A 25,577-nucleotide genomic window follows, 5' to 3' on the forward strand; every position below is an offset into this window, starting at 1 on the left:
ATGACTGTTGCCATCCGTGTGATCCCCTGCCTGGACGTCGACGCCGGACGCGTGGTCAAGGGGATTAATTTCGAAGGCCTGCGCGACGCCGGTGACCCGGTGGAACTGGCGCACCGGTACGACCGTGCCGGAGCCGACGAGCTGACCTTCCTGGACGTCACCGCCTCCTCCGGCAACCGGGAAACGACGTTCGACGTCGTGGCCCGCACCGCCGAGGAAGTCTTCATCCCGCTGACCGTGGGCGGCGGAGTGCGCGAGGTCGCCGACGTCGACAAACTGCTGCGCTACGGGGCGGATAAAGCCGCCATCAATACCGCCGCGGTCGCCCGGCCCGACGTGATCGACGAGATCACCCGCCATTTTGGCTCCCAGGTGCTGGTGCTCTCGCTGGACGCACGCCGGACCGGGGATCCCTCGGTGGCTTCCGGATTCGAAGTCACCACGCACGGCGGCCGCAAGGGTACGGGGATCGACGCGGTGCAGTGGGCACGCGAGGCAGCCGACCGCGGGGTGGGGGAGTTGCTGCTCAACTCCATCGACGCCGACGGGACCAAGGACGGTTTCGACCTGGAGATGATCCGGGCGGTACGGGCCGCGGTGAAGGTCCCGCTGATTGCTTCCGGCGGCGCCGGCAAGCCCGCGCATTTCCCGCCGGCCGTCGCCGCGGGGGCCGACGCAGTGCTGGCCGCATCGGTCTTCCACTTCGGGCCGGACGACGCCATCGCCCAGGTCAAGCAGGCGATCCGGGACGCGGGCTACCCGGTCCGTTGAGGCCCGGAGCCGGGGAAGCGGAAGCTCAGAGGCCGATTTCGGCGCTGTCCAGCAGCGCCACGGCATCGTCCTGGCCCTCAAACGTGACCAGGGCATGCTTGGCCCGGCCGGACGCATGCATCAGCAGTTCGCCCGGTTCTCCGACGATTGCCACCGAGACCGGCGCCCGTTTGGCCACATGCCGCGGGCCGTCCGGCCGCACCAGCACGATGCCCAGGTCCACGCCGCGGTACAGCAGTGCCGCGCGCCTGATGAGTTCGTCCCACAGCGCCAACGAATAGTCCTCGTCCAGCGCCCGCGGTGCCCAACGGTCGGTAGCCCGCCGGACGTCTTCGGTGTGGACGAAGAATTCCACCAGATTGGCCACCCGGTCCACTCCCGGCACCCTGAACGGGGACAAGGCCGGTGGTCCGGCGCGGAAGGCTTCCACCAGCCTGGCATAGCCGGCCGGTTCCCGGGCTTTGTCCGCCACCTTCCGGGTGGCCTCGTCCGAGACCCTGGCGAGGGGCTTGAAGGCCAGGCCGAGGGCGGCACCCACACGGTGCTCCCGGATGTACAGGTGGGCGGCCAGTTCTGCGGTCCTCCACCCCGCGCACAGGGTGGGTGAATCCGGCCCGGCAGCCAGCAAGGTCTCGGCCAGGACTTCACGGGACGGATTTACGAAATGCATCATCATGAACCTAGCACGAAGAAGGCGCCTGCGGGCCGGTAAATGGGTCCGTGCACGCCGTCCTGGCGCGGGCGGAAGCCTTCGGGACTTGGCACTAGACTTGTAGCGATGCCTTCCGAGTCTGATTCCCCGAATACAATGCCGTCCGCTGCCGGCGCAACGGCCCTTGACCCCGCCGTCGCCGGGCGGCTCAAGCGCGACTCCGCGGGCCTGGTGGCCGCGGTCGTCCAGCAGTTCGATTCCGGTGAAGTGCTGATGCTGGGCTGGATGGACGACGAGGCGCTGCACCGCACCTTGACCAGCGGCCGCGTGACCTTCTATTCGCGCTCGCGCCGGGAATACTGGCGCAAGGGTGACACCTCCGGCCACGTGCAGTACGTGAAGTCCGTGGCTCTGGACTGCGACGGCGACGCCCTGCTGGTCCGGGTGGACCAGGTCGGCGCCGCCTGCCACACCGGCACCCGCACCTGCTTTGACGGCCGCGGCCTCGACGTTGTCGCCGGCGACGGCGCCGAACCGGGCGGCGGCGCCGGAGCGTCCGGCACCGGAACGGGCCCCACGACCACCGCAGTATCAGCCACTGAAGCGAAAGACAGTTAACGCATGCAGGACCTTGGCGTCATCAGCCCCAGCCTGGAGGAATTCCGTGCGCTTGCGCGCGACCGCAGGGTCATCCCGGTCTCCATCAAGGTGCTCGCCGATGACCAGACTCCCATTTCCATTTACCGCAAGTTGGCGGATTCCCGGCCGGGAACCTTCCTGCTGGAGTCGGCCGCCGTCGGCGGCGTCTGGTCCCGCTATTCCTTCATTGGTGCCAACTCGCGGGCCACGCTGACGACCAGGGACGGACAGGCGCACTGGCTGGGGGAGCCGCCGGTGGGCGTGCCGCGCGCGGGCAACCCGGTGGAGGCGTTGCGCGCGACCGTGGAGGCGCTGCGGACCGAACGGTTCGATTCGCTGCCGCCGCTGACTTCCGGGCTGGTGGGCTTCGTCGGCTGGGAGGCCGTGCGGCACTGGGAGAGGCTGACGTCCCCGCCCGAAGACGACCTGAACCTGCCCGAGCTGGCCATGAACCTGGTCACCGACCTGGCCGTGCACGACAACGCCGAAGGCACGGTCACGTTGATCGCCAATGCCATCAACTTCGACAACCGCGACGAGCGCGTGGACGAGGCGTGGCTGGACGCGGTCAAACGGGCCAAGCACCTGCTGGCCCAACTCGCCGAACCGCTGGCGCAGCAGGTGTCGGTGCTGGAAGACGCCGCGCTGGAAACCGCGGACCTGATGAACAGCGTCACCCACAGCTGGGCCCGGGAGAAGTATCTGGCGGCCGTGGATCGCGGCAAGGAAGCAATCGTCGACGGCGAAGTGTTCCAGGTCGTGATCTCGCGCCGGTTCGAGACCGAATGCTCAGCCGAGGCTCTCGACGTCTACCGCGTGCTGCGGAACCTCAATCCCAGCCCCTACATGTACCTGTTCAGCCTGGAAGATTCCGACGGCGTGGGCTACTCGATCGTGGGATCCTCCCCGGAGGCGCTGGTCACCGTGACCGGCGACGAGGTCATTACGCACCCGATCGCCGGTTCCAGGCCCCGCGGGCACAGCGTGGAGCATGACAAGGAACTGGCCGAGGAGTTGCTGGCGGACAAAAAGGAACGCGCCGAGCACCTGATGCTCGTGGACCTGGCCCGCAACGACATCTCCAAGGTCTGCAAACCAGGCAGCGTCGACGTCACGCAGTTCATGGAGGTGGAGAAGTTCAGCCACATCATGCATCTGGTCTCCACCGTGGTTGGCCGGCTGTCCCCGGATAAGACCGCCTACGACGTGCTGGCCGCGACGTTCCCGGCAGGTACGCTGTCCGGCGCGCCCAAGCCCCGCGCCCTGAGGCTGTTGGACGAACTGGAACCGCACCGCCGGGGCATTTACGGCGGCGTTGTGGGCTACCTGGACTTTGCCGGGGACATGGACATGGCCATCGCCATCCGCTCGGCGCTGCTGCGCGGCGGCGTTGCCTACGTCCAGTCCGGCGGCGGGATCGTGGCCGACTCGCAGCCGGAGGCCGAGGCGTTGGAAACCGTGAACAAGGCGGCGGCGCCGCTGCGGGCGGTGACCCTGGCGGCGCGGCTCCATCCGGCCAATCCCGCACACGTACCGGTCAAGGGGCAGCAATGAGCGACGAGAACACCTCCCCGGCGCGGGACGCGGAACCGGAGCGGCGGCCGGCCCCCGCGCGCTGGCAGCGCAAGGGCACCGTGGTGCTTGCCGCCGTCGTGATCTCGTTGGCCGCCTTTGGCACCACGACGCAAACCTGGCTCACGGCCCGGTTCCCGGGAACCCGGGTGCAGACCCCCGACGTGAGCGTGGCCGGCAGCGATGCCGCCACCGCGGTGACAGCCCTGGCGCTGGTGGCACTGGCCGCCGCGTTGGCCGCTTCCATCGCCGGGCGGATCGCCCGCATCGTGATCGCCGTGCTGCTGGCGGCGGCCGGCATCGGCATCTCCGCCGCCAGCTTTACCGTGGTCGCCAACCCGGCCGGGGCGGCTTCGGCGGCCATCGGTGAGGCGACCGGGCAGATCGGGGGAGAGGCCGCCGTCGACATCACGGTTTTCCCGTACCTGGGGGCCGTGGCCGGCGTCCTGCTCTTGCTGACGGCCGTCTGGCTGATGGTGGCCGGACGGTCCTGGGCCGCGTCGAAGAAGTATGTGCCGGCGACCGAGCGGCAGGCCGACGGAATGCCATCCGACAGGGCCGGCAGCGTCGACGAAATCGACAGCTGGGACCAGCTCAGCCGGGGCAAGGACCCGACGGACTGAACCGCCGGCCGCGGCCCGCACCGGGAACGAGGGCAGCCGGCAGCCGTGTCACACTGGCCTGCCGAGCCCGCAAACAATGGCAGAATGAAGTAGCAGAACCGTTTTTAGAGGGAGATACACCATGGGCAACCAGGCCACCGCCACCGAAACCGCGATGAAGACGGACCCGGCAGGCAGCATCCACGACGAGGTCATCGGCCACGGGAACAGCCCGGCCGCCTGGACCTGCGTGCTCATCATGATCGCGGGCTCCATCGTGGCAGGCATCGGCTTCGCCATGGCCTCGTCGGTGGTCTTCTGGGCCGGAATGGCAGTCGTCTTCCTCGGCCTGATCGTCGGCGGGATCATGAAGAAGGTCGGCTACGGCGTGGACGGCAGCAAGATCCAGGGCAGCGGACACTGAGCGTGACCGTTCTCGACGACATCATCGTTGGAGTCCGCGAAGACCTCGAGTCCCGGCGCGCCCAGGTTCCCTTGGCGCAGATCCAGCGGCTGGCCGCCGGCGCGCCGGCTCCGCGTGATGCCTACGCAGCCCTCGGCGGAAACGATTCGCCGAGGACCGCGCTCAAGGTGATCGCCGAGGTCAAGCGCAAGAGCCCCTCCAAAGGCGATCTGGCTTCCATCAGCGACCCGGCCCAACTGGCGGCCGGTTACGAACGCGGCGGCGCTGCGGTCATCAGCGTGTTGACGGAGCAGCGCCGGTTCAACGGCTCGCTGGCGGATTTCGACGCCGTGCGCGCCGCGGTGGACGTGCCGCTGCTGCGCAAGGACTTCAACGTCGAGGAATACCAGATCTTCGAGGCACGCGCCCACGGCGCGGACCTGGTGCTGCTGATCGTCGCCGCCTTGGACGACGACAGGCTGAAGGCCTTGCTGGCGCTGACCCACGAACTGGGCATGGAGGCCTTGGTGGAGACACATACCGCCGAGGAGATCGACCGGGCCGTCGCCGTCGACGCACGCATCATCGGCGTGAACGTCCGCAACCTGAAGACCCTGGACGTGGACCGTTCGGTGTTCGCCGGGTTGGCAGGCCGGATTCCCTCCAGTGCCGTGGTGGTGGCCGAGTCGGGAGTCCGCGGAGCGGACGATGTGCGTGACTACGCCACCCAGGGCGCCAACGCCGTCCTGGTGGGCGAAGCGCTGGTCATCACCGGTGATCCGGAAGCGGCCGTTGCCGAATTCGGCGCGGCGGGCGCCGAGGCCATCGCCGCGCGCCGCTGAGCCCGCCGGCCAGACAACTTAAGAATCCTTAGAGGGGCAGACAGGGGCCAGCTGCGGCTCCGCGTCCTGCCTCCAGTAACAGACAGGACGGCCATGACGCAGAGCCCCGATACCCCGGCGGAGCCCGGAAACACCCAGGAAGCCGCCGATGCCTTCCTGGCCGGAGACAGCCTCCGCCATGCCCCCGGTCCCTATTTCGGTGCCTTCGGCGGGCGCTGGATGCCGGAATCCCTGATTGCTGCGCTGGACGAACTGGAAGACACCTTCGAAAAGGCCAAGGCGGATCCCGAATTCACCGCCCAGGTGGCCGAGCTGAACAAGAACTATTCGGGCCGGCCCTCGCTGCTGACCGAAGCCAAGCGCTTCTCGCAGCATGCGGGCGGCGCCCGGATCTTCCTCAAGCGCGAGGACCTGAACCATACCGGCTCACACAAGATCAACAACGTGCTGGGCCAGGCCCTGCTCGCTCAGCGGATGGGCAAGACCCGCATCATTGCGGAGACCGGTGCCGGCCAGCACGGCGTGGCCAGCGCCACCGCCGCCGCGCTGCTCGGCATGGAATGCGTGGTCTACATGGGCGCCGAAGACACCCGCCGGCAGGCCCTGAACGTGGCCCGGATGGAACTGCTCGGAGCCACCGTCGTGCCCGTCACCGCCGGGTCGCAGACGCTCAAGGACGCCATCAACGAAGCCCTGCGCGACTGGGTGGCCAATGTGCACAACACCCACTACCTGCTCGGAACCGCTGCCGGTGCTCACCCCTTCCCGGCGCTCGTCCGCTACTTCCATGAAGTCATCGGCGAGGAAGCCCGCGCCCAGATCCTGGACCAGGCCGGCCGGCTGCCGGATGCCGTCTGCGCCTGCATCGGGGGCGGTTCGAACGCCATCGGCATCTTCCACGGCTTCCTGGACGACCGGAACGTCGCGCTGTACGGCTTTGAAGCCGGCGGCGACGGCGTCGACACCGGCCGCCATGCCGCCACCATCACGCTGGGCCGGCCGGGAGTCCTGCACGGGGCGCGCTCCTACCTCATGCAGGATGAGGACGGCCAGACCATCGAGTCGCATTCAATATCGGCAGGGCTGGACTACCCCGGCGTCGGACCGGAGCATTCCTACCTGTCGGACATCGGCCGGGCCAGCTACGAACCGGTCACCGACAGCGAAGCGATGGATGCTTTCCGGCTGCTGTGCCGCACCGAGGGCATCATCCCGGCGATCGAATCGTCGCACGCCCTGGCCGGAGCGCTGCGGGTGGGCAAGCGCCTGACCGAGGGCCGGGACAATCCGCAGGACGTCATCATCGTCGTCAGCCTTTCGGGCCGCGGCGACAAGGACGTCGCTACCGCCGCCGAGTGGTTCGGCCTGCTTCCGGAGGAATCACCCGAAGCAAGCATCGGTTCCGAAGGAGAGCAGCTGTGAACAACACCGCCATCGCCAGCAAGTCCGCCGCGGCCATCGACAGGGCCCTGGCCGACGGCCGGACCGCACTGGTCGGCTATCTGCCCGCAGGATACCCGGACGTCCAGACCACCATCGACGCCGCCGTCGCGCTGGCGGAGAATGGTGCCGATGTCATTGAAATCGGCATTCCGTACTCGGATCCGGTGATGGACGGCGCGGTCATCCAGGCCGCCACGGTCCAGGCGCTGAAGAACGGCTTCCGGGTCAGCCAGGTGTTCGACATCGTCGCCGGGATCACCGCGCGCTGCGATGCCGCCGTCCTGGTGATGACGTACTGGAATCCGGTCATGCGGATGGGCGTCGACGAGTTCTCCCGCCGGTTGGCCGAGGCCGGCGGCGCCGGGCTGATCACGCCGGACTTGATTCCGGACGAGGCGGCCGAATGGTTCGAGGCTTCGGACAAGTACGGGCTGGACCGCGTGTTCCTGGTCGCACCGTCGTCCTCTCCGGAGCGGATGGCGATGACGGTCAAGGCCAGCCGCGGTTTTGTCTACGCGGTATCGATCATGGGCGTCACCGGCGCCCGCGAGAGTGTGTCCAACGCCGCCGAGCGTGTGGTCCGCTCGGCGCATGAGGCCGGAGCCGAACGGGTCTGCGTTGGGCTGGGGGTTTCCAGTCCCGAGCACGTGCGCGAGATCGGCGCTTATGCCGAGGGCGCCATCGTGGGCACCGCGCTGGTGGCCGAACTCGGCAGCTCCGGTGTGCCGGCACTCGGCAAGCTCGCGGCGCGGCTGAGCGAAGGCACAGCCCGGGCCTGACAGAATAAGCGGTGGCCAGCGGTCCGCCGCTTGCCCGCGCCCGCCCCGCAAACTCCGGCCAAGAGGACTCACCTGGTGTACAGCACGACTATTGCAACGGCCGTACCGGCATCCATCCCCAGCCCCGGCTGGTCCGGATTCAGCATCGGCCCGCTCACCATCCACGCCTATGCCCTGTGCATCCTGCTGGGCATCGTCGCGGCAATCTGGCTCACCCACCGCCGTTGGAAGGCCCGCGGCGGGCCGGAGGAGTTCATCTGGGATGCAGCCATCTGGGCCATCCCGTTCGGCATTGTTGGCGGCCGCCTGTATCACGTCTTCTCATCGCCCGACGCCTACTTCGGACCGAACGGGGACCTGAGCCTCATCCCGCAGATCTGGCGCGGCGGGCTGGGAATCTGGGGTGCCGTGGCACTCGGCCTGGTTGGCGCGTGGATCGCGTGCCGCCGGGCCGGCATCAAGCTGCCGGCCTTCATGGATGCCGCCGCCCCCGGGGTGCTGCTCGCCCAAGCCATTGGGCGCTGGGGCAACTGGTTTAACCAGGAGCTGTTCGGCGCACCCACCACGCTGCCCTGGGGGCTGGAGATCGACGCCGACAACCCCAACTTCCCGGCCGACGCGGAACCGGGCACCTTGTTCCACCCCACCTTCCTCTACGAGTCGCTCTGGAACCTGGCCGGGGTGGCCCTGCTGCTGCTTTTGGACAGGCGCTTCAAGTTCCGCCGCGGCATGCTGTTCTGGCTGTACGTCGCGTTCTACACCCTCGGCCGGGTCTGGATCGAAATGCTGCGCATCGACGATGCCGAGATGGTCACCATCTTCGGCATCACCCAGCGGCTGAACGTCTGGACGTCGCTGCTGCTCCTGGTCGCCGCCGTCGTCATTTTCATTGTGCTGTCGCGCCGCCCTCGCACCGCGGAAACCGACTCCCTGTACCTGCCGGGCCGGGAGCCGTCCGGCGTCGCGGCGGCGGAATCCGAGCAGGCAACGGTCCTGCAGGGGAACGCCTCCAAGCACGACGGCGGTCCGCGCGCCGCGGGAGCCGGATCTTCCGTAATCGCGGGGGAGAAGGGGGAAACCCCTGCCGGGACGCCCGACCCGAAGGGCGGGACGCCGGACCCGAAGGCCGGGGAACGTGCCCCACAGGGCGCGGCGCCGGCCGGCAAGGACGTTGAGCCGGGGTCAAAGGACACGGAGCCGACCCCGGACAATGCGCCGGCAGCCGAGGAAGCCGGGCAGCCTGCAGCGCCCGCCGATGCCGCCGCCGAGAACGACCCGCCCACGGCGGACAACAACCGCCCCCGGAACTAGTTTCCCCGCGCAGCCGCCGGAACGTCGCATCCCTACGTTCCGGCGGCTTCGTGCGCTCCGGGCTGCCGATAACAATCCGGAAAGCGGTCGGTAAAAAACCCGAAAAGCCTGTGTTGCAAGGTGCCTGCCGTGCTATCGTCGCTCTACCGCAGAACAGACTCGTTCCGCGGCCGGTCCGACCCTGATGGGCGGGCCGAACGATCAGTACGCACCTCCCGGACCACCGACCGGGCGCAGGCATGCGGCGTACCGACCACACTGACGTGGATTCTCCGCCGGACAAGGCGCACCACCCAGTGCGGTCCCGGCGGCCGTGGCCGATTGACCGCACAGTTCACCCTGGCGGCCCCCATCCGACCCCTTGGACACCGAATACGCTGTGCGGGGTGAGCTGGCCATAGAATCCCGGTGCATCACGGGCCGGCTTCCCAGCAAGCCGCCCGGGCGGGGCCAGCGCCGTCCCCTTCTCACCTACATCCAGGAGAAGGAAGTTCAGATGACTCCTCCGTTCAAGGGGTCCGGTACCCCGCGCAGCCTCGGCGGCGGACATGGGCGCCGGCACACCACAGTGCCCTCGCCGTTCAGTCGTTTCGCCGCCTACCCGGAAAAGACCGGGCTGTACGATCCCGCCCACGAAAAGGACGCCTGCGGCCTCGCCGTGATTGCCACCCTGCGGGGCGAGCCGGGCCACCACATCGTCGACGCGGCGCTGACGGCGCTGCGCAATCTGGAACACCGCGGCGCCGTCGGCGCCGATGAAGGAACCGGCGACGGCGCCGGGTTGCTCACCCAGATCCCCGATGAATTCTTCCGGGCGGTGGTGGGCTTCGAACTCCCGGCGCCCGGCCGGTATGCCGCCGGGACCGCTTTCCTGCCCAGCGACGAGTCTGAAGCGGCGGCGGCGCGGGACGGCGTGGAATCCATCGCCGCCTCCGAAGGCCTGCAGGTCCTCGGCTGGCGCGACGTCCCGGTGGTCGCCGAACTGGTCGGCGCCATGGCGCGGTCCTGCATGCCCCACTTCGCCCAGGTGTTCCTGGGCCTCGACCCGGCCGATGCCGGCAGCAGCGATGTGGATGCCCGCGTTTTCCGCGTCCGCAAGCGCGCGCAAAACAAGTACGGGGTGTACTTCCCGTCGCTGTCGTCGAAGACCATCGTCTACAAGGGAATGCTGACCACCGCGCAGCTGGAACCCTTCTACCCGGACCTCTCCGACCCCCGCTTCAAGACGAAACTGGGTATTGTCCACTCCCGCTTCTCCACCAACACCTTCCCCTCGTGGCCGCTGGCCCAGCCGTTCCGCACCATTGCGCACAACGGCGAGATCAACACCGTCAAGGGCAACCGCAACTGGATGCGGGCCCGCCAGTCGCAGCTGAAAGGCTCCCTGCTGGGTGACACGCCCGAAGAGCTCTTCCCGATCTGCACGCCCGGCGCCTCCGACTCCGCCTCTTTTGACGAAGTCGCCGAACTGCTGATGCTCTCCGGCCGCCCGATTACGCACGCGATCATGATGATGATTCCCGAGGCGTGGGAGAACCACGCCACGATGGATCCGGAGCGGCGTGCTTTCTATCAGTACCACTCCATGCTGATGGAGCCGTGGGACGGCCCCGCGGCCGTTTCCTTCACCGATGGCACGCTCGTTGGCGCCGTGCTCGACCGCAACGGCCTGCGCCCGGCCCGCTACTGGGTCACGGAGGACGGGCTGGTCGTGCTGGCGTCGGAGGTCGGCGTCGTCAACATCGAACCGGCAAAGGTGGTCAGGAAGGGCCGGGTCTCGCCGGGAAAGATGTTCCTGGTGGACACCGAGGCCGGCCGGCTGGTCGAGGACGAGGAGATCAAGGCCGACGTCGCGGCGGCCAACCCCTGGGGCGAATGGCTCAAGGAAAACATGATCCGGCTCGAGGACCTGCCCGAGCGCGAGCACGTGGTGCACACCGCCGCGTCGGTGAACCTCCGCCAGCGGACCTTCGGCTACACGCAGGAAGAACTGCGGATCCTGCTGGGCCCGATGGCCCGCACCGGCGCCGAACCGCTGGGGGCCATGGGCACCGACACCCCGATCGCCGTGTTGTCCAAGCGCCCGCGGCTGCTGTTCGACTACTTCGTGCAGTCCTTCGCGCAGGTGACCAACCCTCCGCTGGATGCCATCCGCGAAGAACTGGTGACGTCGCTGCGCTCGTCCATCGGTCCCGACGGCAACCTCCTGGCCACCGGCCAGGTGCGCACCACCCAGGTGGCGCTGAACTTCCCCGTGGTCAACAACGACGAACTGGCCAAGATCGCCGCGATGGCAGACGAGGAGGGCAACCGCCTCACGCTGAAGGTGGGCGGTCTCTACCGGCCCGACGGCGGCGCCGCCGAGTTGGCTGCCCGGCTGCAGGAAATCTGCGAAAAGGTTTCCGGCGCCGTCAACCGCGGCGTGAAGTTCATCGTGCTCTCGGACCGGGACTCGAACGCCCAGTGGGCGCCGATCCCGTCGCTGCTGCTGACCAGCGCCGTGCACCACCACCTGCTCAAGAGCGCCAACCGGACCAAGATCTCGCTGCTGGTGGAAGCCGGCGACGTGCGGGAGGTTCACCACGTCGCCGTTCTCATCGGGTACGGCGCTTCCGCCGTGAATCCGTATCTGGCGATGGAAAGCTGCGAGGAACTGGTGCGCAACGGCGACATCCAGGGCGTCAGCGAAGCCCAGGCCGTGCAGAACCTGATCAAGGGCCTGGGCAAGGGCGTGCTGAAGATCATGTCCAAGATGGGCATTTCCACCGTCGCCTCCTACTGCGGCGCCCAGACGTTCGAAGCGATCGGACTCGCCCAGTCCCTGGTGGACCAGTACTTCGCCGGAACCATGTCGCAGCTCGGCGGCGTCGGCCTGGAGGTCATCGCCGCGGAAGCCGCGGCCCGGCACGCCCAGGCCTACCCCTCCGACGGGATCGAAGAACCCCACCGGACCCTCGAGAACGGCGGCGAGTATCAGTGGCGCCGTGAAGGACCGCCGCATCTGTTCAACCCGGAGACGGTGTTCCGGCTGCAGCATGCCACCCGCGAACGGCGCTACGACGTGTTCAAGGCCTACACCCGCGGCGTGGACGACCAGGCCAAGGACCTGATGACGCTGCGCGGCCTGTTGAAGTTCAAGACCGGCGCCCGCCCGCCCGTGCCGCTGGAGGAGGTCGAACCGGTCTCCAGCATCGTCAAGCGTTTCTCCACGGGGGCCATGAGCTACGGCTCCATCTCGCAGGAGGCGCACGAGACGCTGGCCATCGCCATGAACCGGCTGGGCGGGAAATCGAACACCGGCGAGGGCGGCGAGGACGTCGACCGGCTGCTGGATCCGGAGCGCCGGTCGGCCATCAAGCAGGTGGCGTCCGGCCGGTTCGGCGTCACCAGCCTGTACCTGACCAACGCCGAGGACCTCCAGATCAAGATGGCCCAGGGAGCCAAGCCCGGCGAGGGCGGCCAGCTGATGAGCCAGAAGGTCTACCCCTGGGTGGCCCGGACCCGGCATTCCACGCCGGGCGTCGGCCTGATCTCGCCGCCGCCGCACCACGACATCTACTCGATCGAGGACCTGGCGCAGCTGATCTACGACCTGAAGCGTTCCAACCCCTCGGCACGCGTGCACGTGAAGCTGGTGTCCGAAGTCGGGATCGGCACCGTGGCGGCAGGCGTGACCAAGGCGAAGGCCGACGTCGTCCTCGTCTCGGGGCACGATGGCGGCACCGGGGCCAGCCCGCTGAACTCGCTCAAGCATGCCGGCGCGCCTTGGGAACTGGGGCTGGCCGAGACGCAGCAGACGCTGATCCTCAACGGCCTGCGGGACCGGGTGGTGGTGCAGGTGGACGGGCAGTTGAAGAGCGGCCGCGACGTGGTGGTCGCGGCGCTGCTGGGCGGCGAGGAATTCGGCTTCGCGACCGCGCCGCTGGTGGTCTCCGGCTGCATCATGATGCGCGTCTGCCACCTGGACACCTGCCCGGTGGGGGTTGCCACGCAGAACCCGGAACTCCGCCGCCGCTTCACCGGCAAGCCCGAGTTCGTGGTGAACTTCTTCGAGTTCATTGCGGAGGAAGTGCGCGAGCTGCTGGCCGGACTGGGCTATCGCAGCCTCGCAGAAGCCATCGGCCACGCGGAGCTGCTGGACACCCGCGAAGCGGTCGACCACTGGAAGGCCGACGGCCTGGACCTGGCACCGATCCTGCGCGGCTACGGCACCGACTCCGACGTCCCGCTGCGCAACATGACCACGCAGAACCACGAACTGGACAAGCACTTCGACAACCAGCTGATCGCCATGAGCTCCGACGCGCTGACCCACCGCGAACCGGTGCGGATCAGCCTGGACGTGATCAACACCGACCGGTCCGTGGGAACGATGCTCGGCCACGAAGTGACCAAGCGTTTCGGCATCGAGACCCTGGCGGACGACACCATCGACGTGACCCTGACGGGCCAGGCCGGACAGTCGCTGGGCGCCTTCCTCCCGGCCGGCATCACCCTGCGGCTGCTCGGCGACTCGAACGACTATGTCGGCAAGGGACTCTCCGGCGGCCGGATCATCGTCCGGCCGGACCGGGCCAACACGTTCGCGTCCGAACGCAACGTGATCGCGGGCAACGTCATTGGTTACGGCGCCACCAGCGGGGAGATGTTCCTGCGCGGCCAGGTCGGCGAGCGGTTCCTGGTGCGCAACTCGGGCGCCACCGCCGTCGTCGAAGGAATCGGCGACCACGGCTGCGAGTACATGACCGGGGGACTGGCCCTGGTCCTGGGCCGGACCGGCCGCAACTTCGGCGCCGGCATGTCCGGCGGCGTGGCCTACGTGCTGGACCTGGACCCGAGCCGGCTGAACACGCAGAGCACCGACAACGGCGAACTGCAACTGCTGCGGCCGGACCCGGTGGACGAAGGGATCATTGCGGCCCTGCTCAAGAAGCATGCGGAGGAAACCGGCTCCCTGCTGGGCGCGCGCCTGCTCGAGGACCTCGAAGACACCCTGACCCGCATCACTAAGGTGCTGCCGCGCGACTACGCGGCGGTGCTGCAAGCCCGGGCGAACGCCGAAGCCGAAGGGCTGGACCCCGACGGCGACGTTGTCTGGACCCGAATCCTGGAGGTAACCGGTGGCTGACCCACGCGGATTTATGAAGGTGCGGGAGCGCCAGACCCAGCCCCGCCGTCCTGTCCCCGTGCGGATCATGGACTGGAAGGAAGTCTACGAAGCGCAGGAGAAGGGCGTGCTCCGCAGCCAGGCCGGCCGCTGCATGGACTGCGGCATCCCGTTCTGCCACCAGGGCTGCCCGCTGGCCAACCTGATCCCGGAGTGGAACGACCTGACCTGGCGCGGCAAGGACCAGGAAGCGATTGAGCGGCTGCACGCCACCAACAACTTCCCGGAATTCACCGGCCGGCTGTGCCCGGCGCCGTGCGAGGCTGCCTGTGTGCTGGGCATCAACCAGCCGGCGGTGACCATCAAGCAGGTGGAAGTCTCCATCATCGAGGAAGCCTTCGACCAGGGCTGGGTGACTCCGCACGCGCCGGAGCGGTTGACCGGGCACACGATCGCCGTCGTCGGATCCGGTCCCGCAGGGCTGGCGACGGCGCAGCAGCTGACGCGGGCCGGCCATACGGTCGCGGTGTACGAGCGCGACGACAAGGTGGGCGGCTTGCTGCGCTACGGCATTCCCGACTTCAAAATGGAGAAGCACTATCTGGACCGCCGGCTGGAGCAGATGCGTGCCGAGGGCACCCGGTTCCGCACCGGGATCGAGGCCGGCAAGGACATCAGCTGGGACCAGCTGCGCCGCCGCTACGACGCCGTGGTGATCGCGACCGGTGCCACCGTGCCACGGGACCTGCCGATCCCCGGGCGAGGGCTGTCCGGCGTGCACTTCGCCATGGATTACCTGGTGCAGGCCAACCGGGTGGTGGCCGGCGAGACGGTCCCGGACCAGATCGACGCCCGGGGCAAGCACGTGGTGATCCTGGGCGGCGGCGACACCGGCGCGGACTGCCTCGGCACGGCGCACCGGCAGCAGGCGGCCTCGGTAACCACCCTGGCCATTGGCAAGCAGCCGCCGGCCCAGCGTGCTGCGCACCAGCCCTGGCCGACGTTCCCCAACCTGTTCGAAGTGGCCAGCGCCCATGAGGAAGGCGGCGAGCGGACCTACCTCGCTTCCACCGTGGAGTTCGTGGGCGAGAACGGCGTGCTCACGGCGCTGAAGGTCGCCGAGACCGAGTTCGTGGACGGCCGGCGGGTGCCCAAGCCCGGCACCGAGCGGGAGATCCCGGCGGACCTGGTGTTCCTGTCCCTGGGCTTTACCGGTCCGGAGCAGGCCGGGCTCGGCGCGCAGGTCAACGCGGCCTTCGACGAGCGCGGGAATGTCGCCCGCGACGGCGGCTACATGACCGGCGCGAAGGGCATCTTCGTGGCCGGCGACGCCGGGCGCGGACAGTCCTTGATAGTGTGGGCGATCGCCGAAGGGCGCGCCTGCGCGGCCGCCGTCGACCAGTGGTTGACCGGAAGTACGCGGCTGCCGGCTCCGGTGGCCCCGGACGACCGTGCGATCGCGGTGCTGCCCTAGCGGTGGCACGCCCTGCGCAACGGCCGCATTCTGATTAGGGTAGGGATATGAGACGCGCAAAAATCGTTGCAACCTTCGGCCCTGCCATCGCCAGTTACGAGAGCACCTTGGCTGTCCTCAAGGCCGGCGTGGACGTGGCCCGAATGAACATGAGCCACGGCGACTACGGCGTGCATCAGCAGACCTACGACAACGTCCGCAAGGCTTCGGCCGAACTATCCAAGCCGGTGGGCATCTTCGCCGACCTGCAGGGCCCGAAAATCCGCCTGGGACGCTTCGTGAACGGCCCCCACCACCTCGCGGTGGGCGACCGCTTCACGATCACCACCGAGGACGTGGAGGGAACCGCCGAGCAATGCTCGACCACGCACAAGGGCTTGCCGGGCGACGTCAACGTGGGCGACTCCCTGCTGATCGACGACGGCAAGGTGGCGCTCAAGGCCATCGAGGTCGACGACGTCAAGGTCGTGACGGAAGTCACGGTGGCGGGTGCGGTGTCCAACAACAAGGGCATCAACCTGCCCGGCGTGGCGGTCAATGTCCCGGCCCTGAGCGAGAAGGACGAGGAGGATCTGCGCTGGGCGCTCAAGACCGGCGTCGACATGGTGGCACTGTCCTTCGTGCGCAACGCCGCCGACGTCCAGCGGGTCCACGAGATCATGGACGAGGAGGGACGCCGCGCCCCGGTTATCGCCAAGATCGAAAAGCCGCAGGCCGTGGACGCCATCGAAGAGATCATCGACGCGTTTGATGCCATCATGATCGCCCGCGGCGATCTGGGCGTGGAGCTGCCGCTGGAGGACGTGCCGCTGGTGCAGAAGCGCGCCGTCGAACTCGCCCGCCGGTGGGCGAAACCGGTGATCGTTGCCACCCAGGTGCTCGAATCCATGATCGACAACCCGCGGCCCACCCGGGCGGAAGCATCGGACTGCGCCAACGCCGTGCTCGACGGCGCGGACGCGGTCATGCTCTCGGGCGAAACCAGCGTGGGCAAGTACCCGCTGGAGACGGTCCGGACCATGGCACGGATTATCGAATCCACCGAGCAGCACGGGCTGGACCGCATCCAGCCGCTGGGCAGCCAGCCGAAGACCCGCGGTGGCGCCATCACCCGGGCGGCCGTGCAGATCGCCGACCAGCTCGACGCCAAGTACATCTGTACCTTCACCCAGTCCGGTGACTCGGCCCGCCGGCTCAGCCGGCTGCGCCCGGGGCGGCCGGTGTTCGCGTTCACCCCGCTCCAGTCCACCCTCAACGTGCTCTCGCTGACCTGGGGCATCCAGCCGCTCGTCGTCGAGTTCGTCGAGCACACCGACCACATGACCGCCCAGGTGGACCGGATCCTCTACGAGCGCGGGCTGGTGGACATCGATGACCTGGTCGTCATCGCGGCCGGTTCGCCTCCGGGCAAGGCCGGTTCCACCAACTCCCTGAAGGTGCACCGGGTGGGCGACCTGGCGGATGCCGGCGAACTGCTGGACGGCCAGTCGCACCCGCGGCCCGAGCGGGTCGGCCCCTGGCCGTCGTCGTAGGCGAAGGGCCGGTGCAGGCCACGGACAGAAGAAACGGCCTCCGGATCATTCCGGAGGCCGTTCCCGTTCGCCTTAGTTCACCTGATTGATGATCGTCTCGGCGACTTCGCGCATGCTCAGCCGGCGGTCCATCGACGTCTTCTGGATCCAGCGGAACGCTTCCGGCTCGGTCAGGCCCATTTTGGTTATGAGCAGGCTCTTGGCCCGCTCCACCAGCTTCCGGGTCTCGAACTGCTCCTGGAGGTCGGATACCTCGGACTCCAGGGCGGCGAGCTCCTCGTGGCGGGAGAGCGCGATCTCGATGGCCGGAATCAGGTCCGCCGGCGTGAAGGGCTTCACCACGTACGCCATGGCACCGGCGTCGCGGGCGCGCTCCACCAGCTCTTTCTGGCTGAACGCGGTCAGCAGCACCACTGGGGCAATGCGTGCCTTGACGATCTGCTCCGCCGCCGAGATGCCGTCCATCACGGGCATCTTCACATCCATGAGGACCAGGTCCGGCTTCAGTTCCTGGGCGAGTTCCACTGCCTTTTCGCCGTTGTCGGCTTCGGCAACGACGTCGTAGCCCTCGCCCCTGAGGATTTCGACGATATCCAGGCGGATCAGTGTCTCGTCCTCCGCGACGACGACGCGGCGAGCGGGGACAGACTCGGTTTGTTCAGACACTGGCGCTCCTAGGGTGTTGCGTTGCCATTCATGTGGCGTCGGTTCCGTGAAATAGCCTATCGGCATGTAGAGTAGATTCGCGCACCGGGGAGCATGACGGTTTTCACAGTTGGAGACCGGCTTCGCAACCGGTGCATTGCCCGAGTGGCGGAATGGCAGACGCACCGCACTCAAAATGCGGCGGGTAAAACCGTGTGGGTTCGAATCCCACCTCGGGCACAGCTAGTGCTGATACGGATCCAACCGGTGGGGAGCGGCAGGTGGATGTCGCGGCAGGGGCGGGGCCCCGCGCCGATGGTAGTTTGGGGAGGGTGAGCACCGTTGAAAATGAGCGCAGACCTGGCCCGGTCGAAAGTGGGAGCAGTGCTCAGGAGAAGGCACCGCGTCAGTCTTTGCGCGAACTGCAGAAGCAGCTGACGCGGGAGCGGTTGATCGAGGCCGGCGCGGAGGAGTTTCGGAACCGGGGCTACAACGAAACGACGGCTGAAAACATTGCCAGCGCAGCAGGCGCCAGCCGGGCAACCTTCTACGTCTATTTCCGGAGCAAGGCTGAAGTTGTTGCCGAGATCATGCGGCAGGGCGCGCCAGAGGTGCTGGCTGCGTACCGGCGGCTGGACGAAATAAGGGACCCGGACCTGGAGAGCATCGTGTCCTGGCTCGGGGAGACCTTTGCCCTGTGGCGCGAGAAGGCCCGGGACTTTGCCACCATGGAGCAGGCACTCGCGAATGACGATGTGGTGACGGATACGTGGATCTCAGTCCTGGGGAACAGCTACAAGGTCATGCCGAGGACGTTCTCCCGGTTTACCGATCCGGACGAGCACGAACGTGCGCGGCTGCACCTTCTGACCCTCCAGATGGCGCTGGACCGCATGATGTATTTTGCCGTTATTCGTCAGCGCCCGGTGGATATGGTCAGTCTTAAAGAGGTGCTCGCGGCCCAGTGGCTTGCCTTCCTCCGCAGGGATACAACAACTCAGTGAGTGTCCCTGCCGGGGAGGGACACTCACTGATTGGATCCGGCCGGCTTGCCTGCATCGATGCTTGTCGGGCCCGGCACCCTTGAATCTACAAGTGCTACTGGCTGGAGATTTCCGTGAGGCGCACGCTCTTGGACAACGAGAAGGCGGCGGCGACCGCAACCAGGCAAATGCCGGCCGCTGCCATGAAGCCTATGCCGTAGTTCTCGGCCAATGGCAGGGGTGCCGCCGGCGTGGTGTTGAGTGCGATGATCGCGGCATAGATGGCCGTGCCAATGGACGACGAGGATAAGGCAATGGCAACGTAGAGCGAGGCCGTACCGGCGCCCCTGCCTTCCGGTGCTTCGGCGGCGATGACGGAGATGGCTACGGTGAGCACGGTGGTGTAGGCAACGCCGTAGAAGAGAATGCCGACCACAACGGCCCACAATTGGTTGTGCATGAAGTACAGCCAAATGAAGGACAGCGTCAGCAGGATGGCGCCGGCTGCGAGCGGTCGGCGCGGCGGGATGCGGTGGAGCAGCCGCGGTACGTAGAGCGAAACAACAATGCCGGCGGCGGTCATCGGGATGAACAGGAAGCCTGCCATCAGCGGATTCAGGCCGAAGCCATAGCCTGCCACCTCCGTCGGAGTCAGGGCCCAGCCCATCACAAAGTTGAAGATCATGATCCCGGCGGCGCCCAGGGCAACAAAGACAAGGTAGGCCGGCAGCAGCCGGGTGCTCAGCAGCAAGCTGACATCGACCAGCGGCTGCTTGCTCCGGGACTCCGCCAGGAGCGCCAGGACCAGGCCGGCGATCCCTCCGATGACCCAGATCAGGGTGGAAGCGGTGAAGAAGCCCCATGCCGTGCTTTGGCTGATGCCGATGCACAGGGCCGTAAGGGACAGGCCCATCAGGACGACGCCGGTGACATCGATCCGCCGCTTCGCGCTTCGGTTGCGCAGCACGGCGTCCGAATCGGATCCCCAGAGCAGCATGCCGACCAGGCTGAGCACGGTCAATACAGCGCCGATCCAGAAAGTGGTGCGCCACGTGGCGCCCGCAACCACCATTAGGCCGCCCAGGCCAAAGCCGAACGTGACCCCGATGGCCTGGCCGCCGGCGATGATGCCGATGGCCTTCTTGCGGTCGAAGTTGGACAGCCGGTCATTCATGATGCCCACTACCAGCGCCTGGCCGGCCATGATGCCGGTCAACGCCCGGCCGATCACCAGCACGGCGAACGTGGTGGCGAGGGCCGAGATAACGTAGCCGGCCAGGATCCCGAGGATGCAGAAGATCATCACCTTGCGGTGGCCGAAAACATCGCCGGCCTTCGACAGCAACGGGATGGAAGCCGCGCCCATCAGCAGGGTGGACAGCAATGCCCAGGAGACCTGGGCCGGGGTCAGCCCGAGGTCCAGACTCATCGACTGATAGAGCGGGATGGCCATCATGGCGCCCACTTCATTAAGCAGTTGGAGGCCGGAAAAGGTGATGGCCATCAGCATTCCTGCGCGTTTCCAAGGAAGTGTTCCCCGGGCGTCCTGCAGTCCGGCCGCGGAGGTCCGAGTTAGTGGAGCAGACATGTTTCTCCTCTGAAGAGAGGTCCATCGGGACCCGCTGAAAGGGGCCGGCGTGAAGGGCTCGATCGGCGAGCCGAAGTTGCCGGCAAAGAAAGAGGCAGCACAGCGATGTGACGCGCCTCATAAAAGACTGACGGTGATCAGCATACCGATAGACAGGCGTCTGGCAATAGGACGCGTGCACATTTTCTATATTCCCATCCAACATTTCGCTAGACACGTGTCTAACAACGTGCGAGACTGGGTGTCTTCGATCACAGTTCGTACCGTCCCGCTGGGATGGAGGATGGCAGGAAAACAATGAATCTTGACGGCAAAGTGGCGTTCATTACCGGAGCGGCATCGGGAATCGGCCTGGCTACGGCGCGGGCCTTCGCGGCGGCAGGAGCATCCGTGGTGGGCGCGGACCTGTCCGAGGATGCGCTGGCCAGGGAGTTCTCGAAGATCCCGGGTTCACTGGCCATTGCCCTGGACGTGACGGACAGCGCCGCCGTCAACGCTGCCTTTGCGAAGCTGGATGCCGAGTTCGGCCGGCTGGACGCCGTGATCAACGCCGCGGGAGTGAACGCTCCCAACAAGGCCGCCAACGACAAACTGGTTGAATCCAACGTCCGTTCCTTCCGTGCCGCGCAGTCCGGTGAGGAATACTTCCCGGATTTCCTGGGCGACATCAGTGACGAGGACTTCCGGCGCGTGCTGGAAATCAACCTCTTCGGCCCGTTCTACGTGATCCGCGCCGGCGCGCCCCTGCTCAAGCGCACCGGCGGCGGCGCCATCGTGAACGTCTCCAGCTCCGCAGCCCTGCTGGGCGTGCCCATGCCGCTGTACTACCCGGCGTCGAAGGCCGGCGTGCTGGGCATGACCCGCAGCGCCGCCGCCGAGCTGGCTCCTTTCAACATCCGGGTCAACGCGATTGCGCCGGGCGCAGTGGACACCCCGTTGTTCCGCCAGCAGCCCGCCGAAATCACCGGCATGCTGATCGGGATGCAGCCCATCAAGCGGCCCGCGGCCCCGGAAGAGATCGCCGAAACGCTGCTCTTCCTGGCCAGCGACTCCGGCGCCTACTACACCGGCCAGACCCTCTCGCCGTCCGGCGGCCTCCACATGTAGCAGCCCCGCACTACCGCAACGTACGACGGCGGACGGCTGCCGCCGTCGTCCCCCGGTTTTGTCTTTCCGGCCTTTGTGCCACCGCAGAAAACCAACAAACTGCAGGAGTTTGACCATGACCCACGGACTGAATCCAGAAGCCCTTGAGCTGCTCGAGTCCACCATCCGCAACGACATCAGCGCCGGCGACTATGACGGCGCCCGCATTATTCTGGCACGCCATGGCGACGTGGCCCTGGACGCCACCATCGGCTGGGCGGATCGGGCCGCTAACCGCGAAATGAGAGCGGACAGCATCTTCCGCGTCCTGTCCCTGACCAAGGCGTTTACCAATGCGCTGGTCTACCAGGCCATCGGCGAGGGCAAGCTGGCGCTGAGCACCCGCGTTGTCGACGTGATCCCGGAATTCTTCGGCCCCTCGCGCTTCCGCATGCTGCGCAAGGACAAGGTCAACCTCTCACACCTGCTGACGCACCGCTCGGGCCTGCCGGCCACCCCGGAGCCGCTGCCCACCGAGCAGCTGGGCAATCTGGCCAACACCATCGAGGCGATTTGCAATCTGGACGTCATCCACGAGCCTGGCAGCAACCTGACCTACTCTCCGGCCATCAACCACGCGCTGATGGGCGAGATGCTCCGCCGGGTCTACGGTGCGGACTCGTTCCGCGATCTGGCCGAGAAGAACCTGTTCGGTCCGCTGGGCCTGACGGACACACGGTTCGGCCCGCTGGATGAGTGGAAGGACCGCATTGTCCCGCTCAAGGCCTACATCCCGGACGACGGATGGCTTTCCGCGCGGGACGTGGAAATCCTCAACGAGGCAGTGGACCAGGATGCGGAGATGCCGTGGGTGGGCTCCGTCAGCACCGCCGCCGACGTCTTCACGTTCGCGGAAATGATCCGCCGCAAGGGCGAGTTCGCCGGGCGGCAGCTGATCGCCCCGGCGGTGTTGGATGTTGCGACCACCTTGCAGACCGGCGAGATGACCAATGACCTGTACGCGATGATCGCCCGCGCCCGTGGCTGGGAAGAGCCCATGGGCAACTTCGGCCTGGGCTTCTCGCTCAGCGGCACCGGCACCCATGCCTCCTTCTTCGGTCCCTTCACCAGCCCGCGCACGCATGGCAACTACGGCGCCGGATCCACGCTGTTCTGGATCGACCCTGAGCGGGACATGACCTTCGTCTGCCTCACCGCCGGCGTCATGGACGAAGGCGACAACGTGCTGCGCTTCCAAAAACTCTCCACCATCGCCGCCTCCGCGGCCCTCTGATTGGAATATCCGCCAATGAGCACAGAAACCACCCGCCTGCGGGAACGCGGGCCGCTCGCCCCGGAGTTCGACGCGATGGGCGACGACTACTACCGCGATCCGGCGCGGCACTTCGCCGACGTCCGCGAAGGCACTCCCACCTTCTTCTACCCCTACCTCAACGCCTGGATGGTCACCCGCCGAGCTGACGCTGAGATGATCCTGCCGGACTGGCAGAAGTTCTCCAGCGCCAGCAACGCCGGACTGATCACGGTGCCGGAGAAGCACGCGGAGACCATGCCGGCTGAGCTGATCTCCCGAATCCTGGTCGGCTCCGACCCGCAGGGCCACACGATCGCCCGCCGAGTGGCGCAGAAGGGCTTCCTGCAGGCCCGGATGGAGGCGCTCCAGCCGCAGATCGAAGAGCGCGCGCACCGGATCATCGACCGGATCGAGGCGGACGGCGCCGCGAACCTGATGGACGCCTACAACCTCGAGCTGACGACCCAGACGCTGATGGCGCTGATGGACCTGCCCGCCGCGCTGGAGCCCATGATGCGCCAGCTGCGCGACGACTTCTTCCAGGTCCTCGCCAGCGCGCAGGAGCCGCTGCCGGAACCGCGCCGCACGGAGGTCTGGGACCGCTACGTTGCCGCCCAGCTGGTGCTGCGCGGGATTGTCCGCGACCGCCGCGAGAGCGAAGCGGATGACCTGATCTCCGTGATGGCCCGCGACAAGGACCGCCAGGGCAACTATTCGCTCTCCGAGGCGCAGATCGCACTGCACTTGGGCGAGTTCTCTGCGGCCGGTACCGACACCACCGCCCAGGCGATGGCCAATGCGGTCATCTTCCTCAATGACACCCCGGCCGCCCTCGCCGACGCCAAGGCCGATCCGGCCCTGTGGCAGGCCGTCTTCGACGAGACCGTGCGCCGCCGCCCGTCGTCGACCTTCGCGTCGCGCCGCGCCAACGTGGATGTGACCATCGGCGGCGCGGACATCAAGGCCGGTGACATGATCTGGCTGGCGCTGGCCAGCGCCAACACCGATCCCGAATACTACGAAAAGCCGTTCGAGTTCGACATCCACCGCGAAGACCCGCGCGACCATCTGGCCTTCACCAAGGGCCGCCACACCTGCCTGGGCCAGCCGTTGGCCCGGGTGCAGGGAGCCACCGGCCTGAAGGTGCTCTTCGAGCGGCTGCCCAGCCTGCGCCCGGCGAAGGACTGGGGCCTGGACTTCATCCGCATGGCGCTGCTGCCGGTCCGGCGCAGCCTCGACGTGGAGTGGGATGTTGCCGCCAATGCGCCGCGGCATGCTGTCGAGCTCCCGGAAGATCCCACCGCAACCCTCGAGCTGCGGGTCAGCGAGTGCCGGCAGGAATCCGACGGCGTGCTTTCGCTGACCCTCGTGGACCCGGCCGGAGCACGGCTGCCGGAATGGCACCCGGGCGCGCACATCGACGTGCATGTTGGGGACTACGTCCGGCAATACTCGCTGTGCACTCCCGGCGGCAGCCAGGACAGCTGGCGCATCGGCGTGCTGAACGAGCCGAACGGACGCGGGGGCTCACGGGCCATCCACGAGACCGTGCGGGCCGGCGGCACCCTGACCGTGAGCCAGCCGCGCAACAACTTTGTGCTCCAGCCCTCCAAGAAATACGTCTTCATTGCCGGCGGCATCGGCATCACACCAATCCTGGCCATGGTGAACCAGGCCGAACGTGCGGGCGCGGACTGGACCCTGGTCTACGGCGGCCGGTCACGGGCCACCATGGCGTTCCTGGGCGAGCTCGAACAGTTCGGGAACCGGGTCCGCATTGTCCCGGAGGATACCGACGGCCGGGTGGACTTCGCCGCCTACCTGCAGGACATCAAGCCGGAGACCCTGATCTACTGCTGCGGGCCGGAGCCGCTGCTCAACGTGGTGGAGGGGGCCTCGGCGCACTGGCCCTCGGGCAGCCTGCACGTGGAGCGGTTTGTGCCCAAGGAGATTGATTCCAGTGGCGATGTGGCCTTCGAAGTCGAATTCGTGGACAGCGGCGTCACGCTGACCATTCCGGCGGACAAGTCCATCCTCGAGGTGGCCGAGGAAGCGGGCCTGCCGGCGCTGTCCTCCTGCAACGAAGGCACCTGCGGCACGTGCGAAACCCCGGTGGTAGCCGGAGCCGTGGACCACAGGGACTCCATCCTGACCGACGAAGAAAAGGTCAGCTGCGACAGCATGTTCATCTGCGTTTCGCGCTCCCAGGGCGGCTGCCCGCTCAAGCTGGCCCTGTAGGAAGGGACCTATGGACTCCGCACCGGAGCCCACGGCACAGCAGCCTGCGGGCGGGGACTCCCCGCCCGCAGGCCTGACCTGGGGCATCAAACGCAGTTTCATTAACTACATCTCCCGTCTGCCGGACGGATCAGTCACCGCCCGGGACGGGGCAGCGATTGTGGACGGCAGCTTCTTCCGCTTCGAGCCCGACGGCGGGGAGTACGGTCCGCTGACGACGTCGGGAGTCCTCAGGTTTCGGGGCCAGGTTCAGTTGCGCGGGCACTACGGCATGCTCTCCGTCCTGATTGCCGACCCGTGGATTGAATTCGACAACGACTCGTCGGTGATGAGCATCGTGGACGTGCGGCACTGGCCGGACCTGAGCAATCGCGTGCCGCTGCTGCAGTTGCCCTCGGCACGGCTTGTTGCGGGCGGCGCCTGCCACCTCCTGCCGGAGACACCGGCCCGGCTGACGCCGGAGGGATCCGTTCTGTTCAACGAGCAGTATCGGCCCGGCGAACAGATGGACCCCGTGGCCGCGGTGTTCCAGTGGCCGGACAGCCGGTGTCCAACCGACTGACCGCACGCGCGGAGTCAGCCTGCGCCCAATCGG

The 25,577-nt window shown here is 67.3% G+C and carries 20 protein-coding genes and 1 tRNA gene; 18 read left to right on the forward strand and 3 right to left on the reverse strand.

Going from position 1 to position 25,577, the window contains the following annotated elements; genetic code table 11:
- Positions 1-771: an imidazole glycerol phosphate synthase subunit HisF gene (gene hisF, locus AC5RVS_RS15195; RefSeq protein WP_493987364.1), complete on the forward strand. Its 771-nt coding sequence runs from the start codon at positions 1-3 to the stop codon at positions 769-771.
- Between the two features lie 25 nt (positions 772-796).
- Here hisF and AC5RVS_RS15200 read toward each other — a convergent pair whose 3' ends face one another.
- On the reverse strand, positions 797-1,441 hold the full coding sequence (locus AC5RVS_RS15200) for a TIGR03085 family metal-binding protein (protein WP_493987545.1): 645 nt from the start codon (positions 1,439-1,441) through the stop codon (positions 797-799).
- A gap of 138 nt (positions 1,442-1,579) precedes the next feature.
- Between AC5RVS_RS15200 and hisI the strand changes: the two genes are divergently transcribed.
- The 11 genes from hisI to pyk all read left to right on the forward strand — a co-directional run bounded on the left by hisI (position 1,580) and on the right by pyk (position 17,127).
- Entirely contained in the window at positions 1,580-2,041 is a 462-nt protein-coding gene (gene hisI, locus AC5RVS_RS15205; protein ID WP_493987544.1) for a phosphoribosyl-AMP cyclohydrolase, read from the forward strand.
- Between the two features lie 3 nt (positions 2,042-2,044).
- Complete coding sequence (locus AC5RVS_RS15210) at positions 2,045-3,616, forward strand: anthranilate synthase component I (RefSeq protein ID WP_493987363.1); 1,572 nt, start codon at positions 2,045-2,047, stop codon at positions 3,614-3,616.
- Complete coding sequence (locus AC5RVS_RS15215; protein WP_493987362.1) at positions 3,613-4,257, forward strand: Trp biosynthesis-associated membrane protein; 645 nt, start codon at positions 3,613-3,615, stop codon at positions 4,255-4,257. The genes AC5RVS_RS15210 and AC5RVS_RS15215 overlap by 4 nt, the downstream gene beginning before the upstream one ends.
- A gap of 121 nt (positions 4,258-4,378) precedes the next feature.
- A complete protein-coding gene (locus AC5RVS_RS15220; protein ID WP_493987361.1) occupies positions 4,379-4,660 on the forward strand; it encodes an HGxxPAAW family protein in 282 nt (93 codons plus the stop codon).
- A gap of 2 nt (positions 4,661-4,662) precedes the next feature.
- Positions 4,663-5,481 carry an indole-3-glycerol phosphate synthase TrpC gene (gene trpC / locus AC5RVS_RS15225; RefSeq protein ID WP_494108759.1) on the forward strand — a complete coding sequence of 273 codons (819 nt, stop codon included), beginning with the start codon at positions 4,663-4,665 and terminating at the stop codon, positions 5,479-5,481.
- 93 nt (positions 5,482-5,574) lie between these two features.
- Positions 5,575-6,903, forward strand: a complete 1,329-nt coding sequence (trpB, locus tag AC5RVS_RS15230) for a tryptophan synthase subunit beta (protein WP_494108760.1) — start codon at positions 5,575-5,577, stop codon at positions 6,901-6,903.
- The gene (trpA, locus tag AC5RVS_RS15235) at positions 6,900-7,703 is read left to right on the forward strand and encodes a tryptophan synthase subunit alpha (protein ID WP_493987358.1); all 804 of its coding nucleotides are present in this window, start codon (positions 6,900-6,902) and stop codon (positions 7,701-7,703) included. Before trpB ends, trpA begins: the two co-directional genes overlap by 4 nt.
- 75 nt (positions 7,704-7,778) lie before the next feature.
- On the forward strand, positions 7,779-9,014 hold the full coding sequence (gene lgt / locus AC5RVS_RS15240) for a prolipoprotein diacylglyceryl transferase (protein ID WP_494108761.1): 1,236 nt from the start codon (positions 7,779-7,781) through the stop codon (positions 9,012-9,014).
- Between the two features lie 496 nt (positions 9,015-9,510).
- On the forward strand, positions 9,511-14,142 hold the full coding sequence (gene gltB, locus AC5RVS_RS15245) for a glutamate synthase large subunit (protein WP_494108762.1): 4,632 nt from the start codon (positions 9,511-9,513) through the stop codon (positions 14,140-14,142).
- The gene (locus tag AC5RVS_RS15250; protein ID WP_493987355.1) at positions 14,135-15,595 is read left to right on the forward strand and encodes a glutamate synthase subunit beta; all 1,461 of its coding nucleotides are present in this window, start codon (positions 14,135-14,137) and stop codon (positions 15,593-15,595) included. The genes gltB and AC5RVS_RS15250 overlap by 8 nt, the downstream gene beginning before the upstream one ends.
- A 47-nt stretch (positions 15,596-15,642) precedes the next feature.
- On the forward strand, positions 15,643-17,127 hold the full coding sequence (gene pyk, locus AC5RVS_RS15255) for a pyruvate kinase (RefSeq protein ID WP_493987354.1): 1,485 nt from the start codon (positions 15,643-15,645) through the stop codon (positions 17,125-17,127).
- A 72-nt stretch (positions 17,128-17,199) separates the two neighbouring features.
- Here the strand turns inward: pyk and AC5RVS_RS15260 are convergent, their stop codons facing one another.
- Positions 17,200-17,793: an ANTAR domain-containing response regulator gene (locus AC5RVS_RS15260; RefSeq protein WP_493987353.1), complete on the reverse strand. Its 594-nt coding sequence runs from the start codon at positions 17,791-17,793 to the stop codon at positions 17,200-17,202.
- Between the two features lie 138 nt (positions 17,794-17,931).
- Between AC5RVS_RS15260 and AC5RVS_RS15265 the strand changes: the two genes are divergently transcribed.
- A tRNA-Leu gene (locus AC5RVS_RS15265) sits at positions 17,932-18,012 on the forward strand.
- Positions 18,013-18,104: 92 nt separating this feature from the next.
- Positions 18,105-18,776 carry a TetR/AcrR family transcriptional regulator gene (locus tag AC5RVS_RS15270; RefSeq protein ID WP_493987352.1) on the forward strand — a complete coding sequence of 224 codons (672 nt, stop codon included), beginning with the start codon at positions 18,105-18,107 and terminating at the stop codon, positions 18,774-18,776.
- A gap of 94 nt (positions 18,777-18,870) precedes the next feature.
- Here AC5RVS_RS15270 and AC5RVS_RS15275 read toward each other — a convergent pair whose 3' ends face one another.
- Positions 18,871-20,259, reverse strand: a complete 1,389-nt coding sequence (locus tag AC5RVS_RS15275; protein ID WP_494108763.1) for an MFS transporter — start codon at positions 20,257-20,259, stop codon at positions 18,871-18,873.
- A gap of 381 nt (positions 20,260-20,640) precedes the next feature.
- Here AC5RVS_RS15275 and AC5RVS_RS15280 point away from each other — a divergent pair, with 381 nt between their 5' ends.
- The 4 genes from AC5RVS_RS15280 (at position 20,641) to AC5RVS_RS15295 (ending at position 25,544) form a co-directional block, all read left to right on the forward strand.
- Positions 20,641-21,450, forward strand: a complete 810-nt coding sequence (locus AC5RVS_RS15280; RefSeq protein WP_494108764.1) for an SDR family NAD(P)-dependent oxidoreductase — start codon at positions 20,641-20,643, stop codon at positions 21,448-21,450.
- A gap of 115 nt (positions 21,451-21,565) precedes the next feature.
- Positions 21,566-22,723, forward strand: a complete 1,158-nt coding sequence (locus AC5RVS_RS15285; RefSeq protein WP_494108765.1) for a serine hydrolase domain-containing protein — start codon at positions 21,566-21,568, stop codon at positions 22,721-22,723.
- A 15-nt stretch (positions 22,724-22,738) separates the two neighbouring features.
- Positions 22,739-24,982 (forward strand): cytochrome P450, encoded by a 2,244-nt coding sequence (locus AC5RVS_RS15290; RefSeq protein WP_494108766.1) that lies wholly within the window; start codon positions 22,739-22,741, stop codon positions 24,980-24,982.
- Positions 24,983-24,992: 10 nt separating this feature from the next.
- Positions 24,993-25,544: an HtaA domain-containing protein gene (locus AC5RVS_RS15295; RefSeq protein WP_494108767.1), complete on the forward strand. Its 552-nt coding sequence runs from the start codon at positions 24,993-24,995 to the stop codon at positions 25,542-25,544.
- Positions 25,545-25,577: the final 33 nt, after the last annotated feature.

It is taken from the genome of Arthrobacter sp. Y3221048, assembly GCF_059092685.1.

What these genes read in the sequence shown, in the direction of transcription:
- hisF (WP_493987364.1), top strand. Translation starts at nt 1, where the DNA reads ATGACTGTTGCCATCCGTGTGATCCCCTGCCTGGACGTCGACGCCGGA.
- AC5RVS_RS15200 (WP_493987545.1), bottom strand. Translation starts at nt 1,441, where the DNA reads ATGCATTTCGTAAATCCGTCCCGTGAAGTCCTGGCCGAGACCTTGCTG.
- hisI (WP_493987544.1), top strand. Translation starts at nt 1,580, where the DNA reads ATGCCGTCCGCTGCCGGCGCAACGGCCCTTGACCCCGCCGTCGCCGGG.
- AC5RVS_RS15210 (WP_493987363.1), top strand. Translation starts at nt 2,045, where the DNA reads ATGCAGGACCTTGGCGTCATCAGCCCCAGCCTGGAGGAATTCCGTGCG.
- AC5RVS_RS15215 (WP_493987362.1), top strand. Translation starts at nt 3,613, where the DNA reads ATGAGCGACGAGAACACCTCCCCGGCGCGGGACGCGGAACCGGAGCGG.
- AC5RVS_RS15220 (WP_493987361.1), top strand. Translation starts at nt 4,379, where the DNA reads ATGGGCAACCAGGCCACCGCCACCGAAACCGCGATGAAGACGGACCCG.
- trpB (WP_494108760.1), top strand. Translation starts at nt 5,575, where the DNA reads ATGACGCAGAGCCCCGATACCCCGGCGGAGCCCGGAAACACCCAGGAA.
- gltB (WP_494108762.1), top strand. Translation starts at nt 9,511, where the DNA reads ATGACTCCTCCGTTCAAGGGGTCCGGTACCCCGCGCAGCCTCGGCGGC.
- pyk (WP_493987354.1), top strand. Translation starts at nt 15,643, where the DNA reads ATGAGACGCGCAAAAATCGTTGCAACCTTCGGCCCTGCCATCGCCAGT.
- AC5RVS_RS15275 (WP_494108763.1), bottom strand. Translation starts at nt 20,259, where the DNA reads ATGGCCATCACCTTTTCCGGCCTCCAACTGCTTAATGAAGTGGGCGCC.
- AC5RVS_RS15280 (WP_494108764.1), top strand. Translation starts at nt 20,641, where the DNA reads ATGAATCTTGACGGCAAAGTGGCGTTCATTACCGGAGCGGCATCGGGA.
- AC5RVS_RS15285 (WP_494108765.1), top strand. Translation starts at nt 21,566, where the DNA reads ATGACCCACGGACTGAATCCAGAAGCCCTTGAGCTGCTCGAGTCCACC.
- AC5RVS_RS15290 (WP_494108766.1), top strand. Translation starts at nt 22,739, where the DNA reads ATGAGCACAGAAACCACCCGCCTGCGGGAACGCGGGCCGCTCGCCCCG.
- AC5RVS_RS15295 (WP_494108767.1), top strand. Translation starts at nt 24,993, where the DNA reads ATGGACTCCGCACCGGAGCCCACGGCACAGCAGCCTGCGGGCGGGGAC.